We start from the raw sequence: 14,163 nt of genomic DNA, 5'->3' as shown, positions 1-14,163 counted from the left end.
GGTATGGTGTACTCGTCGGTAACCCCTGCGCGGCGTGCGCGCGGGACTCCGGACGCCGTGGAACGGAGACGTCATGACCAGCACCACCCCCGCAAAGGCCGTCGAAGACACCCCGTTGCCCCCGACCGTCGGCGGCGTCGCCGGGGCGCCGGGTGCGGCGCGGGCGGCCCAGCTCGTCGCCCGGGTGGCGGGCGGGGCGGACTCGGCGCCGATCCGGATGACCGCGCCCTTCACCGGGCAGCCGATCGCGACCCTGCCGCAGGCCACCGACGCCGACGTCCGCGCGGTGTTCGACAGTGCGCGGACGGCCCAGCGCGCGTGGGCGGATCGCTCCCCCGCCGACCGCGCCCGCGTTCTCACCCGGCTGCACGACCTCGTGCTCGCGAAGCAGGACGAGGTGCTCGACCTGGTCCAGGTCGAGGCGGGCAAGGCCCGGCTCGACGCGTTCGACGAGGTCAGCGCGACCGCACTGGTGGCGGCCTACTACGGCAAGCACGCCCCGAAGATCCTCGCGCCCCGCCGCGTCGCCGGCGTCATCCCCGGCCTGACCCGCGCGGGCGAGATCCGGCACCCCAAGGGGGTCGTCGGGATCATCTCGCCGTGGAACTACCCCCTGGCCCTGACCGCGATGGACGTCCTGCCCGCCCTGGCCGCGGGCAACGCCGTGGTGCAGAAGCCGGACAACCAGACGGCGCTGTCGGCGCTCTGGCTGCACGAGCTCGCCGAGGAGGCCGGGCTGCCCGCCGGGACGTGGCAGATCGTGCTCGGCCGCGGGTCGAAGATCGGCACCGCGCTGGTCGAGGAGTCGGACTACCTGTGCTTCACCGGGTCCACGCCGACCGGCAAGGAGCTGGCCGGGCAGGTGGCGAAGCGGCTGACGTCGTACTCGCTGGAGCTCGGCGGCAAGAACCCGATGGTCGTGCTCCCGGACGCCGACGTCGCGAAAGCCGCGACGGGCGCGGTGACGGCGTGCTTCTCCTCGGCCGGGCAGCTGTGCGTGTCGGTCGAGCGGATCTACGTGCACGAGGACGTCCGCGACGAGTTCACCCGCGCGTTCGTCGCCCGGACCGCGGCGTTGCGGCTCGGCGGCGCGCTCGACTACCAGGCCCAGATGGGCTCGCTGACGTCGGAGGACCAGCTCGCGGCGGTGTCGAAGCACGTCGAAGACGCCCGCGCGAAGGGCGCGTCGGTGCTCACCGGCGGCCGCGCGCGGCCGGACCTCGGCCCGCTGTTCTACGAGCCGACGGTGCTTTCGGACGTCACCCCGGACATGCTGCCGTTCGCGGAGGAGACGTTCGGGCCGGTGGTGTCGATCTACGGCTACACCGACGTCACGGACGCGATCGAGCGGGCGAACGACACGCCGTTCGGGCTCAACGCCAGCGTCTGGTCCCGCAACGGCCGCGCGGGCTGGGAGGTCGCGGCGCGGCTGAAGGCCGGGACGGTCAACGTCAACGAGGGCTACGCGGCGACGTTCGGCAGCGTCGGCGTCCCGATGGGCGGCATGAAGGACTCCGGCGTCGGCCGCCGCAACGGCGCCGAAGGGCTCCTGAAGTACACGGAATCCCAGTCGATCGCCCTGCAGCGCGGCCTGGCCCTCCGCCCGCCCCGCGCGGTCCCGGGTTCCCTATGGTCCCGCGGCATGACGTTCGGCCTCAAAGCCCTCCGCCGCCTCCCCCGCTGACGTACCCGGACAGCCGGTTCGCGTACCTGGACAGCCGGTTCGCTATGCGTGTTCGGCGGTGGGGGCCGTCAGGAGGCCGCGGTCGTAGGCGATGGCCACGGCTTCCGCGCGGCGGCCGGCGCCCAACTTGGCCATCACGCGGGACAGGTGGACGCTCACCGTCTTCTCGCTGATGTAGAGCTCTTCGCCGACCTGGCGGTTGGTGCGGCCCAGGGCCACGCGCTCGAGGACGTCGCGCTCGCGGTCGGTCAGGGGGTCGGTGACCGTGCGGGCCGGGGCCGCCGGTTCAACCCCCGCCAGCTCGACGCGGGCGCGGTGGGCCAGGTCGCGGACGGCATCGCGCAGCGGGATCGCGCCGAGGCGGACCGCCACCGCGTGGGCCGCTTCGAGGGCGGCGTGGGCGTCGGCGTCCGCGGCCAGCAGCGCCTCGGCTTCGTGCCGGCGGCAGACCGCCTGCTCGTACACCGCGCCATAGCCGAACGCCGCCGCCGTGGCCGCCCACTTCTGCGCGTCGCCGCGGCCGGTCAGGCACGTCGCCGCCGCTTCCAGCCGGGCCAGCCAGGCCCGGCCTTCCGGCCCGAGCGTGCCCGACCGCGGCTGCCCGACGACCGCGCACATCCGGCCGTGGGTCAGCATCCGCTCGCCGGCCGCGACCGCCGCGTCGGCCGCGGCCTGGTCGCCGTGGATCCGGGCGCCGGCGGCCAGCGCGGCCGCGGCCGTCACACCCAGCGCGGCCACCCGGATGCCGGCCAGCAGGCCGGACTCGATGCGTTCCAGCCAGCCGATGAGGTCTTCGGCGCGGCGCACCGCCTCGGCGTGGTCGCCCCGCCAGTACGCCAGCTCGATGCCGGCACCGCCGGCCGCCAGGGGGATCTGCATGTCCGCCGTCCAGTGCTGCCGCAGGCTGCCGAGCAGCTTTGCGCCTTCGTCGAACCGGCCGCGGGCGACGACGAACAGCGACCAGATCGCCTGGATCCGCGCGGCGACCGCGCTGGACACCCCGCGCCCGGCCCGGCCGGCGCTCTCGTCCGGCCAGTCGCCCACCAGATAGCGCAGCATCAGGTGCCGCGCCCGCAGCTCCAGCCCGTAGACGCTCCAGCTCAGCCCGGACTCCTCGGCCCGGGCGACCCCGCGTGCCGCGTGCTCCAGGGCTTCGGCGAACTCACCCTGGTCGTCGTGGCTCAGCGCGAGGAAGTAGGTCGCGCGGATCTCGGTGTTCAGCGCGCCGGAGTCCCGCGCCTTGCGTTCGGCCTGGCGCAGCCACTCGCGCGCTTCGGCCGCTTCGCCCCGCGAGTCGGCCAGCGTGCCCAGGGTGACCAGCGCCGACGCCTCCGCGCCCGTCGCGCCGACCACCTGCGCGTCGGCGACCGCGGTGAGGGCGCTGTCGAGCGCCGCCTCGGGCTCCTCGAGGATCCGCAGGAACCCGGCCCGGCTGGCCAGCACCCACGCGCGTGCCGGGCTGGGTTCGGTGTCCTCGACCAGGCCCCAGGCCCGGTCGATGGCCGCGACGGCCTCCTCGAGGGTGCCCTCCAGCGCGAGCAGCGCGTCGGCCAGCCGCCGCCACACCTTCGCGGCGCGGTCGTTCGGGACGTCCGGGGTCAGCGCCTGGGTGGCCGAGCGGGCGAACGCGACGGCCCGCTCGGGCTCGCCCGAGGTGCCCGCGAAGTAGGACGCCTCGTACAGCAGCCGCAGCTCGTCGAAGGCGGCCGGCCGGTCCGCCGGGGCGACGGCGTCCCAGATGGACAGTGCCTGTTCGACGTGCTGCAGCGCCGACCCGGGCGCGCCGAGCTTCTCGGCTTCGTCCATCGCGCGCAGCAACGCCGGCAGCGCGGTGACCAGGTCGCTGCTCTGCATCGAGTGGTAGGCCAGTTTCGCGTCGTGCCCTCGGCCCTGGGGCCGCGCCTTGATCCGCGCCGCGTACGCCGCGTGCGTGCGCGAGCGCTCCCCCGGCAGCAGGTCGCCGTACACCGCTTCCTGCAGCAGCGCGTGCCGGAACGTGTAGGAGCCGTCGGACAGCACCACGAGCACGTGGTGCTGGACGGCTTCGCGCAGCGCGTCGTCGAGTTCGAACTCCCCCAGCCCGGAGACCTCGGCGAGCGCCGCGTGCATGACCGGCTCGTTGGCCACCGAAATGACCCGCGCGACGCGGCGGGCGTCCGGCGAGAGCCGCTCGAGCCGGGACAGCAGCACCTCGGCCAGCCCGGCGGGCAGGTCGTTGCACTCGGTCTTGGTGGCGAGCAGCTCCTCGGCGAAGAACGGGTTGCCCTCCGAGCGGCTGACGATGTCGGCCACGACGTCCGCCGGCAGCGGCTCGTCGGCCAGCGCCTCGACGAACTTGCGGGCGTCGACGGCGCCGAAGGGATGCAGGTCGACGCGCTCGACCGTGGCCAGCCGGACCAGCTCCGCGAGCACGCCGCGCAGCGGGTGGCGGCGGTGCACGTCCTCCTCGCGGTAGCTGCCCACGACCAGCAGCCGCTGCGCCCGCAGCCGGCTGAGCAGGAAGGACAGCAGGTTGCGGGTCGACGCGTCGGCCCAGTGGAGGTCCTCGAGGAAGACCACCACCGGGCGCGACTCGGCGATCTCGGTCAGCACCCCCAGTACCGCGTCGAACAACTGCAGCTGACCGAGGTCCTGCTCCGGCCGGGGACGCACCATGGTTTCCCGGTCGTTGGAGGTCATCGGCGGGTGTTCGGCCGTCCGGGGCTCCTCGAAGCCCGCGCCCTGCGGCAGCAGCCGCCCGAGCGCGAACCGGGCCCGCACCGCGGCGGCGACCACCGGGTCCGTCGCGCTGCCCAGCGGGGCGAGCGCCTCGGCGAACGGAAGATAAGGAAGACCGCCCTCGCGGACGTCGATGCAGCGGCCGGTGAGCACCAGCCCACCGCACGCGCCGACGTGCTCGCCGAGCGCGGTCAGCAGCCGGGTCTTGCCGACCCCGGCGTCCCCCGAGAGCAGCACCGCGCCGGCTTCGCCCCGTTCAGCCCGGGCGAAGGCGGCGCGGAGCCGCCGCATCTCGTGGGTACGGGCGACGAGCGGGATTCCGGAGCCGAGTCGGGGCACGAGGAGCATTGTGGCTCACACCGCCGACATTTTTTCAGGAGTTCGGGTGGCGAGGCCCCCGACCTGGGGCGAAGCCCCAGATGTCCCCGACGGTTTCCGACCGCTTATCGCCTTCGACACCATCTCGCCGCCCCTTACCGGGCGGTCTCGCCGGCGCCCGCGGTCTCCCGCGTGGCCTCGCGGCGCTCCTGCTTCGGTACCTCGACGTCGCTGTGCGCGGCCCGCAGGTGGCGGACGGCGCGGCGGGCGCGGGCGGCCCAGGCGCTGCGCCCGGCCTTCCGCAGTTCCTCGGCCCGGTAGGCCGCTTCGGCCCGGACTGCGTCGAGCATGAGATCGCTGTGCATCGTGTTCCCCTGTTCCCTGGGTTCTCCGGTTCGGTAGCACTCAGGTTCGTCCTGAGGAGACACCTCAGGCATCGGGTGATCACGCATGCCTGGCCGCGAAAAGACCCCTTACTCCCGGCCGAGCCCAGCTCGGCGGGGGTAAGGGGTCTTCCCGAGCGCCTCAGTCGAGGGCCGGGCCACCGGTCCGCACCGCGGCCAGCAGCCCCCGCCAACCCGACGCGGGCAGGCGGAACGCACCCCCTTCGGGGTCCTTCGAGTCGCGCACCGCGGCGCCGCCTTCGACGAACGCCACCTCGACGCAGTCGTTGCCGCCGCCGCTGTGGCTGCTCTTGCGCCACCGCGCCCTGGAGAATTCGGCTTCCATGGTCCCCACTCCTTACTGTGTCCTCGGATCCAGTTGGTGCACCCGAGCCGGTACGGCCGCCTGTTCGGCGAACCGTCCGGCCGCCTCGGCGATCAGCTCCACCGAGTCGTCCGGCTTCAGTGCGGCCGCGCGCAGATGGTCGAACATCAGCCCGTAGCGCCGGACGTCTGTGGGTTCCTCCAGGTAGAGGCCGCTGGACGTGCTGTCGTCGACGTAGACGACGTCCGGGTCGGCCTGCTCGGGGAAGCCCATGATGAGGAACGGGCCCTCCATGCCGGGGTGCGCGCCGGCGCCGAACGGCACCACCTGGATGGTCACGTTGGGCTTCTCGGCGAGGGCGACCATGCGGTACAGCTGCTCGGCCATCACCTCGGGGGTGTCGACCACGCGGCGCAGGACGGCTTCGTCCATCACCGCCCAGTACTCCGGCGGCGGGGTCTCGGACAGCAGTTCCTGGCGCGCCATCCGGGCGGCGACGCGGCGGCGGATCTCGGCTTCGTCGGCGTCCGGGCGCAGCGCGCGGATCACCGCGCGGGCGTACCGCTCGGTCTGCAGCAGGCCCGGCACCAGCAGCGCCTGGAACGCCCGCAGTGAGCTCGCGTCGGCTTCGAGCCCGACGAAGGTGCCGGTGAAGACTTCGTTGTAGGCGTGCCACCAGCCGCGCTTGCGGGCCTCCCTGGCCAGCTGGACCAGCGCCTCCTGCTCGTCGCCGGTGATCCCGTAGAGGGCCAGCATGTCGCGGGCGTCACGCGGGGTGACCCCGACGTGGCCGGTTTCGATGCGGCTGATCTTCGAGGCGGAGCATTCGAGCTTCTCGCCCACCTCGTCGATGGTGAGGTCCGCGGCCTCGCGGAGCCGGCGCAGCTCCCCCGCGAGCCTCCGGCGGCGAACCGTGGGGCTCTGTCCCCTTGCCATCGCGGCACCTCCGGATCTCGACGTTCCTGTATCTAACCAGCCGGTCGCAGACTCGGTGGACCATTAACACGAGGCGATTGCCGGCACCGGATCTGCAATTTGCAAAATGCTCTTGTACGCTCGCACCCTGCACTGCAACGGGCGCTCGACGGTCGGCCCGCCGTGGCTTCGACCGGCCTCTGAGCAGGGTAGACGATGATCGCGCGAAGTGCTGCCCGGTCGTCGGGCGAAGGGGTCCGGGGCCGTCCCCCGATCGGTCCGGCCCCCTCACGTGGGCCAAGTGCCCTTTTACCGCGACTGGTATTCGAGCTATTCATCGCCCGGAAGGGTGATTTCCCGGCGAACTTCACAAGACGCGCAAGAGTCCTTCTTGGACGACCGTCGCGATCAGCGTGCCGTCCTGCGCGAAGAACCGGCCGGTGGCCAGACCACGGGCCCCGGACGCCGTCGGCGAGGCGCTGTCGTAGAGGAACCACTCGTCGGCGCGGAACGGCCGGTGGAACCACAGCGCGTGGTCGAGGCTGGCGCCGAGCACCTTGTCGGTGTCCCAGTAGACGCCGTGGCGCGCGAGCACCGAGTCCAGCAGCGTCATGTCGGAGGCGTAGGTGAGCACGCAGACGTGCAGCAGCTGGTCCGCGGGCAGCTTCCCGTCGGCCCGCATCCACACCCGGTTGCGCGCGGGCCGCTCCCCGGTCTCCCGGGTGACCCACGGCGGCTCGTTGACGTACCGCACGTCGATCGGCCGCGGCCGGGCGTGCGCGCCGATCGCGTAGCCCTCGGCGCGTTCCATCAGCGTCGGCAGCGTCTCCGGCGCCGGGACGTCCGCCGGCATCTCCTCGGCGTGTTCGATGCCCGGCTCGTCGGTCTGGAACGACGCCGACAGCGAGAAGATCGCCTTGCCGTGCTGGATCGCCACCACCCGGCGGGTGGTGAACGACCGGCCGTCGCGGATCCGGTCGACCTCGTAGACGATCGGCACGCTGGGGTCGCCGCCGCGGATGAAGTACGCGTGCAGCGAGTGGACCCGGCGCTCCTCGGGAACCGTGCGCCCGGCCGCGACCAGCGCCTGGCCGGCGACCTGCCCGCCGAACACCCGCACGGGCGAGTGGGCGGGCGAGACGCCGCGGAAGATGTTCTCTTCGATCTTCTCCAGGTCGAGCAGCGCGATCAGGCGGTCGAGCACCGGCTGGCCGCCACCGGGGGTTTCCTGTTCGGCGGCGGCCCTGGCCATTTCAGTCATGGCCAGACCCTATGCGCTGGACGGGTGACACGTCCCTTATGCGTGGTCGTCTTCACCGAGGCGGTGCACGCGGATCAGGTTGGTCGACCCGACGGTGCCCGGCGGGGAACCGGCCACGATGACGACCAGGTCGCCCTTCTGGTACTTGCCCATCTCCAGCATGGCGTGGTCGACCTGCTGGATCATCTGGTCGGTCGAGCTGACCTGCGGGACGATGTGGGTGTTGGTGCCCCAGGTCATCGAGAGCTGGCTGCGCACGCACTCCTCGGGCGTGAACGCCAGCAGCGGCAGCCGGGTGTGCAGCCGCGCCAGCCGGCGCACGGTGTCACCGGACTGCGTGAACGCGACCAGGGCCTTCGCGTTGAGCCGCTCGCCGATGTCGCGGGCGGCGTAGGAGATCACGCCGCGCTTGGTGCGCGGGACGTGCGACAGCGGCGGCACGATCGGCGAGTCGGTCTCGACCGCCTCGATGATCCGGCCCATCGTCTCGACGACCTCGATCGCGTACCGGCCGACCGAGGTCTCGCCGGACAGCATCAGGGCGTCGGCGCCGTCGAGCACCGCGTTGGCGACGTCGGAGGCCTCGGCGCGGGTCGGGCGGGAGTTGTTGATCATCGACTCGAGCATCTGCGTCGCGACGATGACCGGCTTCGCGTTCTCGCGGCAGATCTGGATGGCGCGCTTCTGCACCAGCGGGACCTGCTCCAGCGGCAGCTCGACGCCCAGGTCGCCACGGGCGACCATCACCGCGTCGAAGGCCAGCACGATGGCTTCGAGGTTGTAGACGGCTTCGGGCTTCTCGATCTTGGCGACGACCGGCAGGCGCCCCTTGCCGACCCGGTCCATCACCTGGTGGACGAGGTCGATGTCGGCGGGCGAGCGGACGAAGGACAGGGCGATGAAGTCGACGCCCAGCTCGAGCGCGAACTCGAGGTCCTCGATGTCCTTCTCGGACAGCGCCGGCACGGAGACGTCCATGCCGGGCAGCGAGACGCCCTTGTTGTTGCTGACCGGGCCGCCCTCGGTGACCTCGCAGACCACGTCCTGACCCTCGACCTTGCGGACCACCAGGCCGACCTTGCCGTCGTCGACGAGCAGGCGGTCACCGGGCTTGGCGTCCCTCGCCAGGCCCTTGTAGGTGGTCGAGACCCGGTCGTGGGTGCCGGCGACGTCCTCGACGGTGATCCGGACGATGTCGCCGTTGTGCCACTCGACCGGCCCGCCGGCGAACGTGCCCAGGCGGATCTTCGGGCCCTGCAGGTCGGCGAGGACGCCGACCGCCCGCCCGCTCTCGGCGGCCGCGGACCGGATGAGGTCGTAGACCTCCTTGTGGTCGCTGTGGCTGCCGTGGCTGAAGTTCATTCTGGCCACGTCCATGCCGGCATCCACCAGGGCCCGCATCTTCTCCGGGGTCGCGGTGGCGGGGCCCAGGGTACAAACGATCTTCGCGCGTCGGCTCACGTCCACATAGCGTAGACCCTCTTCGCGCGTTCGTCTGTACCGATCCCGAATGTTCAAGAAGATGTTCAGAAACCTGCCGCGTCAGGTCACGGTCAGCGACGCGGGCGTTCGGTGGGTCCGACCCGGTCGCGGGCCCACTCGTTGAACTCCCGCAGCTGCCGCCAGGCCTTCCGGACGCGGTCGAGCGCACCCCGTTCGTGCAGCACGTCGTCGGGCTCCCAGCCGCGCACGGCGTACACCGAGCGGTAGCGCAGCAGCTCCAGCCGCGGGTGGTCGGCGTCGAACCCGCGGGGCTTCGACTTGAGCCGGTCGCCCTTGACCTCCCAGCCGGCGCGCTCCAGCTTCGCGAGGAGCTTCCGGAGGGCTTCGCCGTGCAGTTCGGTGTCGACGGCCGTCCGGAACCGGGCGATCTGGTCGGACTCGAGGTGGAAGCAACCGCCGCCGACGCGCAGGCCGTCCGGGCCGACCTCGACGTAGTAGGCCCCGCCGCCGCGGCCCTGCTCGATGACCGCGCCGCAGTGGGTCTTGTACGGCGTCTTGTCCTTGGCGAACCGGACATCCCGGTACGGGCGGAACACCTTGGGCTCGCCGAAGCCGTCCGAGAACTCGGGCGCGAGCTCGGCCAGGAGCGCCTCCATCGGGGCGCGGACGTCGGTCTTGTAGGTCTCGAGGTGGTCGTCCCAGTAGGGCTTGGAGTTGTCTTCCACCAGGCCGTCGAAGAAGTCGACGGCGTACTCGCCGAATCCGCTGAACGTCACGCCCGCGACGATAAACGGGGGCACCGGCAGGTTCCGCCGGTGCCCCCGGGTGCCGTGCTACTTGGCGACGGCCGTGATCAGCTCGCCGTTCGTGGTGTCACCGGAGAGCTCCCAGAACATCGCGCCGCCGAGGCCCTGGGTCTTGGCGTACGAGACCTTGCCGGCGATGGTCGACGGCGTGTCGTAGCTCCACCAGTTGCTGCCGCACTTGGCGTACGCGGTGCCCGCGATGGTCCCGGTCGCCGGGCAGCTGTTCTTGAGGATCTTGTAGTCCTCGATGCCCTGCTCGTACTTGCCGGGCGCCGGGCCGGTCGCCGTGCCGCCCGGGGCGCTCTGCGTGACGCCGGTCCAGCCGCGGCCGTAGAAGCCGATGCCCAGCAGCAGCTTGCTCGCCGGGACGCCCTTGCTCTTGAGCTTCTGGATCGCCGCGTCGGAGTAGAAGCCGGCCGTCGGGATGCCGGCGTAGCTGGTGAGCGGGGAATGCGGGGCCGTCGGGCCCTGGGCCGCCCAGGCGCCGAAGTAGTCGTACGTCATCACGTTGTACCAGTTGACGTACTGGGCCGCGCCGCCGTAGTCGGCCGCGTCGATCTTGCCGCCGCTCGTGCCGTCGGCGGTGATCGCCGCGGTGACCAGCTTCGAGCCGAACTTCGCCCGCAGCGCCTGCAGGAGGTTCTTGAACGCCGCCGCGCCGCTGGTGTCACAGGACAGGCCGCACGCGTTGGGGTACTCCCAGTCGATGTCGATGCCGTCGAAGACACCGGCCCAGCGCGGGTCGTTGACCAGGTTGTAGCAGGAGTTCGCGAACGCGCTCGCGTTCTTCGCGGCCTGGCCGAAGCCGCCCGACCAGGTCCATCCGCCGAAGGACCAGATGACCTTCAGGCCGGGGTGCTTGGCCTTCAGCTTCTTGAGCTGGTTGAAGCTGCCGGCGAGGGGCTGGTCCCAGGTGTCGGCGACGCCGTCGACGCTGCTCGCGGCGTCGTAGGTCTTCTGGTAGTCGGCGTAGGCGTCGCCGATCGCACAGCCGCCGTTCGTGACGTTGCCGAACGCGTAGTTGATGTGGGTCAGCTTGCTCGCCGAGCCCGACGTCTCGATGTTCTTGACGTGGTAGTTGCGGTCGTAGACACCCCATTCGGTGAAGTAGCCGACCACCTTGCCGACGGAGGCGTCGGTCGCGGCGGTGGCAGCGGTGGCAGCGGGGGCGCTCACGCCGCCGGCGACGAGCCCCGCGGCGGCCGCCACGGTCAGCAGGGCCGAAAAGCTCTTCCTGCGGAAACGGGACATGCGTTCTCCCTCCCGGGAATTACTCACGGCGTCGGTGCCGGAGTGGTGGGGACCACACTCACCGTAAGTGGACTAGACCACTAGGTCAATGGTTCAGACCATGCAAGGTCCACATTCCTTGACAGGAATATGCCCGGCGGAGCACATTTCAGGGGTGATGCAGACTTTCGACGTCCTCGCCGAACCGCGGCGCCGGACCATCCTCGACCTGCTGCGCGACGGCGAGCGCTCGGTCGGCGAGCTCGTCGACGAGCTGGCCCTGAGCCAGCCGGCGGTGTCCAAGCACCTGCGGGTGCTGCGGGAGGCCGGGCTGGTGACGGTCCGCGTCGCGGCGCAGCGGCGGTGCTACGCGCTGCGCCCGGAGCCCCTGGCCGAGGTCGACGCGTGGCTGGCGCCCTACCGCCGCTTCTGGTCGGACCGGCTGGACGCCCTCGAAAGCCGCCTCGACCAGACCTGAAGCGCCCCAATGTGGCGTTGGTTGCATCCAACGCACCCAATGTGGCGTTCGGTGCGTCTGACGCACCGAACGCCACATTGGGGCGTTCGGGTCAGCCCGGCTCGAACGTGATGCCCCGGTCCGCCGCGCGGCGCTCGCCCCACTCGTACAGCGCCGTCAGCGCCGGGCGGAGCTCCTCCCCCACCTCGGTCAGGTGGTACTCGACGTGCGGGACGCGGCCGTCGAACTCCTCGCGGCGGACGATGCCGTCCGCCGCGAGCTCGCGCAGCTGCTGGGTCAGCATCTTCTCGCTCACCGCGGGCATCCGGCGCCGCAGTTCGCCGTAGCGGTGGGCGCCCTCCTTGAGGTGGGCGAGGATCACCGGCTTCCACTTGCCGCCGATCAGGTCGACCGCCAGTTCCGTCGCGCAGTGGTACCGCTTCATCCCGCTCCTCCTACGCACCGGAAAGTACGTGGTTGCCCGGCCGGGCCGCCCCTGGTTGCCTGGTCCGGTGATCGTGCCCGAAACCCCGCCGACCCCCAGTCTCTACGAGTGGGCCGGCGGCCACGAAGCCCTCGTGAAGCTGCTGACCGTCTTCTACGGCCACGTCCTCGAAGACCCGCTGCTCGAACCGGTCTTCCGCGGCATGGACCCGGAGCACCCGAAGCACGTCGCGGTGTGGCTCGGCGAGGTCTTCGGCGGGCCGTCCGGCTACTCCGCGGGCCACGGCGGCCACGCGCACATGGTCGGGCGCCACCTCGGCCGCAAGATCACCGAAGAGCAGCGCCGCCGGTGGGTGAACCTGCTGCTCGACGCGGCCGACGAGGTCGGCCTGCCCGGCGACCCCGAGTTCCGGGCCGCCTTCGCCGGCTACCTCGAGTGGGGCAGCCGGCTGGCCGTCGTCTTCTCCGCGCCCGGCGCCGAGCCGAGCCCGCACGAGCCCGTGCCGCACTGGGACTGGCCGATGCCGCCCTGGCAGCCACCGGCGCCCTAGCCGCATAGTGAGGGGCAGCCGGAAGGAGGGCTGCCGTTGATCAGGGTGGACGGCCGGACCCTGCGCTGCGCGGACGTGGTGACCGCGGCGCGCACCGAGGGTCCGCTGGGCATCGACGTGTCGATCGCCGCGCTGCGCGGCGCCGAGCACGCGTGGAAACTCGCCGAAGAGCTGAGCACGCGCCGGGTGGTCTACGGCCGGACCACCGGCGTCGGGGCCAACAAGGACGACTCCGTCGAGAGCTCGACCGAGCACGGCCTGCGGCTGCTGCGCAGCCACGCCGGCGGCAGCGGCGACGAGATGCCGCCGGGCCACGTGCGGGCGATGCTGCTGATCCGGCTCAACCAGCTCCTGGCCGGGCGGTCCGGGATCAGCCTCGAGCTGATCGGCGCGCTGGCCGGCGCGGTCCGCGCCGGGGCGCGCCCGCTGGTGCACCGGCTCGGCGCGATCGGCACCGGCGACCTGGCCCCGCTCGCCGAGGCGGCGCTGGCGCTCACCGGCGAACGGCCGTGGGTCACCGGGGACGTGCCGCCGGTGCCGGTACGGGCGGGCGACGCGCTGGCGTTCATGAGCAGCAACGCCGCCACGCTCGCCGAAGCGACCCTCGCGGCGATGCGGCTGGACACGCTGACCCGGGCGAGCCACGCCGTCGCGGCGCTGACGTACGTCGCGCTCGACGGCAACCCCGAGGCGTACGCGACGCCGGTGCACGAAGCACGGCCGCACGCGGGACAGGTCGCCTGCGCGGCCGAAATGCGGCGGCTGCTGGGCATGCACCAGACGCCGAAGCCGGGCCGCCGGCTCCAGGACCCGTTCGGGCTGCGGGCGTTCCCGCAGGTGCAGGGCCCGGCGCTGGACGCGATCCACTACCTGCGGGACGTGCTCGCCGTGGAGATCAACGCCAGCACGGAGAACCCGATGATCTCGACCGTCCACAACGACGCCTACCACCACGCGCACTTCCACACCGCGTACGTGTCGACGGCGCTGGACCAGGCCCGGGCGACCGTGCACCAGGTGGCGGAGCTGTCGGTGGCGCGCCTCGGCGACCTGGTGGAGCCGGAGTTCACCGGCCTGCGGCCGTTCCTGGCCGCGGGGCCGCCGGGCAGCTCGGGCGTGATGATCCTGGAGTACGTGGCCCACGACGCGCTCACGGAGCTGCGGCAGGCGGCCCTGCCGGCCACCCTCGGCACGGCGGTGGTGTCCCGCGGCATCGAGGACCACGCGAGCTTCTCGACCCAGGCGGCCCGCGCGGCGACGGCTGCGTGCGCGGCCTACCAGCAGGTGCTGGCGTGCGAGCTGGTGGCGGCGGTGCGGGCCCTGCGGATGCGGGAGGCGGACCTGGTGGAGCTGCCGGTGCGGGACGCCTTCGAAGCGGCGTCGGCGGTGCTGGAGCCGAGTCTCGACGACCGGCCGCTCACCGGGGACATCGCCGCCGCGGTCGGCGTCCTGGACGAGCTGGCCCGCATCTAGCGTGCACCCGATCCGCCCGTTCCGCCGGCAACGGGCCAGATGGATGCGACAGGCAGGCGGTTCCTCGAGGTCACCAGGTGAAGCCGGGGACGACGCGGACGTCGTCGTGCTCACGCCGGCGGACGCTCCGTCGGGCCCGCTCCGGCGCGACCGGT

Annotated in this window: 13 protein-coding genes; 4 read left to right on the top strand and 9 right to left on the bottom strand. The window is 72.3% G+C overall.

Annotated features, from left to right (window positions below; genetic code table 11):
- Positions 1–73 precede the first annotated feature (73 nt).
- Positions 74–1,684 carry a succinic semialdehyde dehydrogenase gene (locus tag C2L59_RS23380; RefSeq protein WP_103351651.1) on the top strand — a complete coding sequence of 537 codons (1,611 nt, stop codon included), beginning with the start codon at positions 74–76 and terminating at the stop codon, positions 1,682–1,684.
- A 42-nt stretch (positions 1,685–1,726) separates the two neighbouring features.
- Here the strand turns inward: C2L59_RS23380 and C2L59_RS23375 are convergent, their stop codons facing one another.
- The 8 genes from C2L59_RS23375 to C2L59_RS23340 all read right to left on the bottom strand — a co-directional run bounded on the left by C2L59_RS23375 (position 1,727) and on the right by C2L59_RS23340 (position 11,104).
- The gene (locus C2L59_RS23375; RefSeq protein WP_103351650.1) at positions 1,727–4,750 is read right to left on the bottom strand and encodes a helix-turn-helix transcriptional regulator; all 3,024 of its coding nucleotides are present in this window, start codon (positions 4,748–4,750) and stop codon (positions 1,727–1,729) included.
- 125 nt (positions 4,751–4,875) lie between these two features.
- A complete protein-coding gene (locus C2L59_RS23370) occupies positions 4,876–5,085 on the bottom strand; it encodes a hypothetical protein (protein ID WP_103351649.1) in 210 nt (69 codons plus the stop codon).
- A gap of 160 nt (positions 5,086–5,245) precedes the next feature.
- Positions 5,246–5,449, bottom strand: a complete 204-nt coding sequence (locus C2L59_RS23365) for a DUF397 domain-containing protein (RefSeq protein WP_103351648.1) — start codon at positions 5,447–5,449, stop codon at positions 5,246–5,248.
- 12 nt (positions 5,450–5,461) lie between these two features.
- Positions 5,462–6,364, bottom strand: coding sequence for a helix-turn-helix transcriptional regulator (locus C2L59_RS23360; RefSeq protein ID WP_103351647.1), 903 nt, complete (start codon positions 6,362–6,364; stop codon positions 5,462–5,464).
- Positions 6,365–6,710: 346 nt separating this feature from the next.
- On the bottom strand, positions 6,711–7,604 hold the full coding sequence (tesB, locus tag C2L59_RS23355; RefSeq protein WP_103351646.1) for an acyl-CoA thioesterase II: 894 nt from the start codon (positions 7,602–7,604) through the stop codon (positions 6,711–6,713).
- 36 nt (positions 7,605–7,640) lie between these two features.
- On the bottom strand, positions 7,641–9,065 hold the full coding sequence (gene pyk / locus C2L59_RS23350; RefSeq protein ID WP_103351706.1) for a pyruvate kinase: 1,425 nt from the start codon (positions 9,063–9,065) through the stop codon (positions 7,641–7,643).
- A gap of 92 nt (positions 9,066–9,157) precedes the next feature.
- On the bottom strand, positions 9,158–9,823 hold the full coding sequence (locus tag C2L59_RS23345; RefSeq protein ID WP_103351645.1) for a DUF2461 domain-containing protein: 666 nt from the start codon (positions 9,821–9,823) through the stop codon (positions 9,158–9,160).
- 57 nt (positions 9,824–9,880) lie between these two features.
- Positions 9,881–11,104 carry a glycoside hydrolase family 18 protein gene (locus tag C2L59_RS23340; protein WP_103351644.1) on the bottom strand — a complete coding sequence of 408 codons (1,224 nt, stop codon included), beginning with the start codon at positions 11,102–11,104 and terminating at the stop codon, positions 9,881–9,883.
- A 157-nt stretch (positions 11,105–11,261) separates the two neighbouring features.
- Here C2L59_RS23340 and C2L59_RS23335 point away from each other — a divergent pair, with 157 nt between their 5' ends.
- Positions 11,262–11,561, top strand: coding sequence for a helix-turn-helix transcriptional regulator (locus C2L59_RS23335; protein WP_199199214.1), 300 nt, complete (start codon positions 11,262–11,264; stop codon positions 11,559–11,561).
- Between the two features lie 91 nt (positions 11,562–11,652).
- Here C2L59_RS23335 and C2L59_RS23330 read toward each other — a convergent pair whose 3' ends face one another.
- Positions 11,653–11,985: a helix-turn-helix domain-containing protein gene (locus C2L59_RS23330; RefSeq protein WP_103351642.1), complete on the bottom strand. Its 333-nt coding sequence runs from the start codon at positions 11,983–11,985 to the stop codon at positions 11,653–11,655.
- Between the two features lie 67 nt (positions 11,986–12,052).
- Here C2L59_RS23330 and C2L59_RS23325 point away from each other — a divergent pair, with 67 nt between their 5' ends.
- Both C2L59_RS23325 and C2L59_RS23320 read left to right on the top strand, forming a co-directional pair.
- Positions 12,053–12,535: a group II truncated hemoglobin gene (locus C2L59_RS23325; RefSeq protein WP_103351641.1), complete on the top strand. Its 483-nt coding sequence runs from the start codon at positions 12,053–12,055 to the stop codon at positions 12,533–12,535.
- Positions 12,536–12,571: 36 nt separating this feature from the next.
- Positions 12,572–14,008 (top strand): aromatic amino acid ammonia-lyase, encoded by a 1,437-nt coding sequence (locus C2L59_RS23320; protein ID WP_103351640.1) that lies wholly within the window; start codon positions 12,572–12,574, stop codon positions 14,006–14,008.
- Positions 14,009–14,163: the final 155 nt, after the last annotated feature.

Source organism: Amycolatopsis sp. CA-128772 (assembly GCF_002904295.1).
Classification (GTDB): domain Bacteria; phylum Actinomycetota; class Actinomycetes; order Mycobacteriales; family Pseudonocardiaceae; genus Amycolatopsis.
Note: the sequence above shows the minus strand (reverse complement) of the source record. Positions and strands in the feature narration are given on the sequence as shown.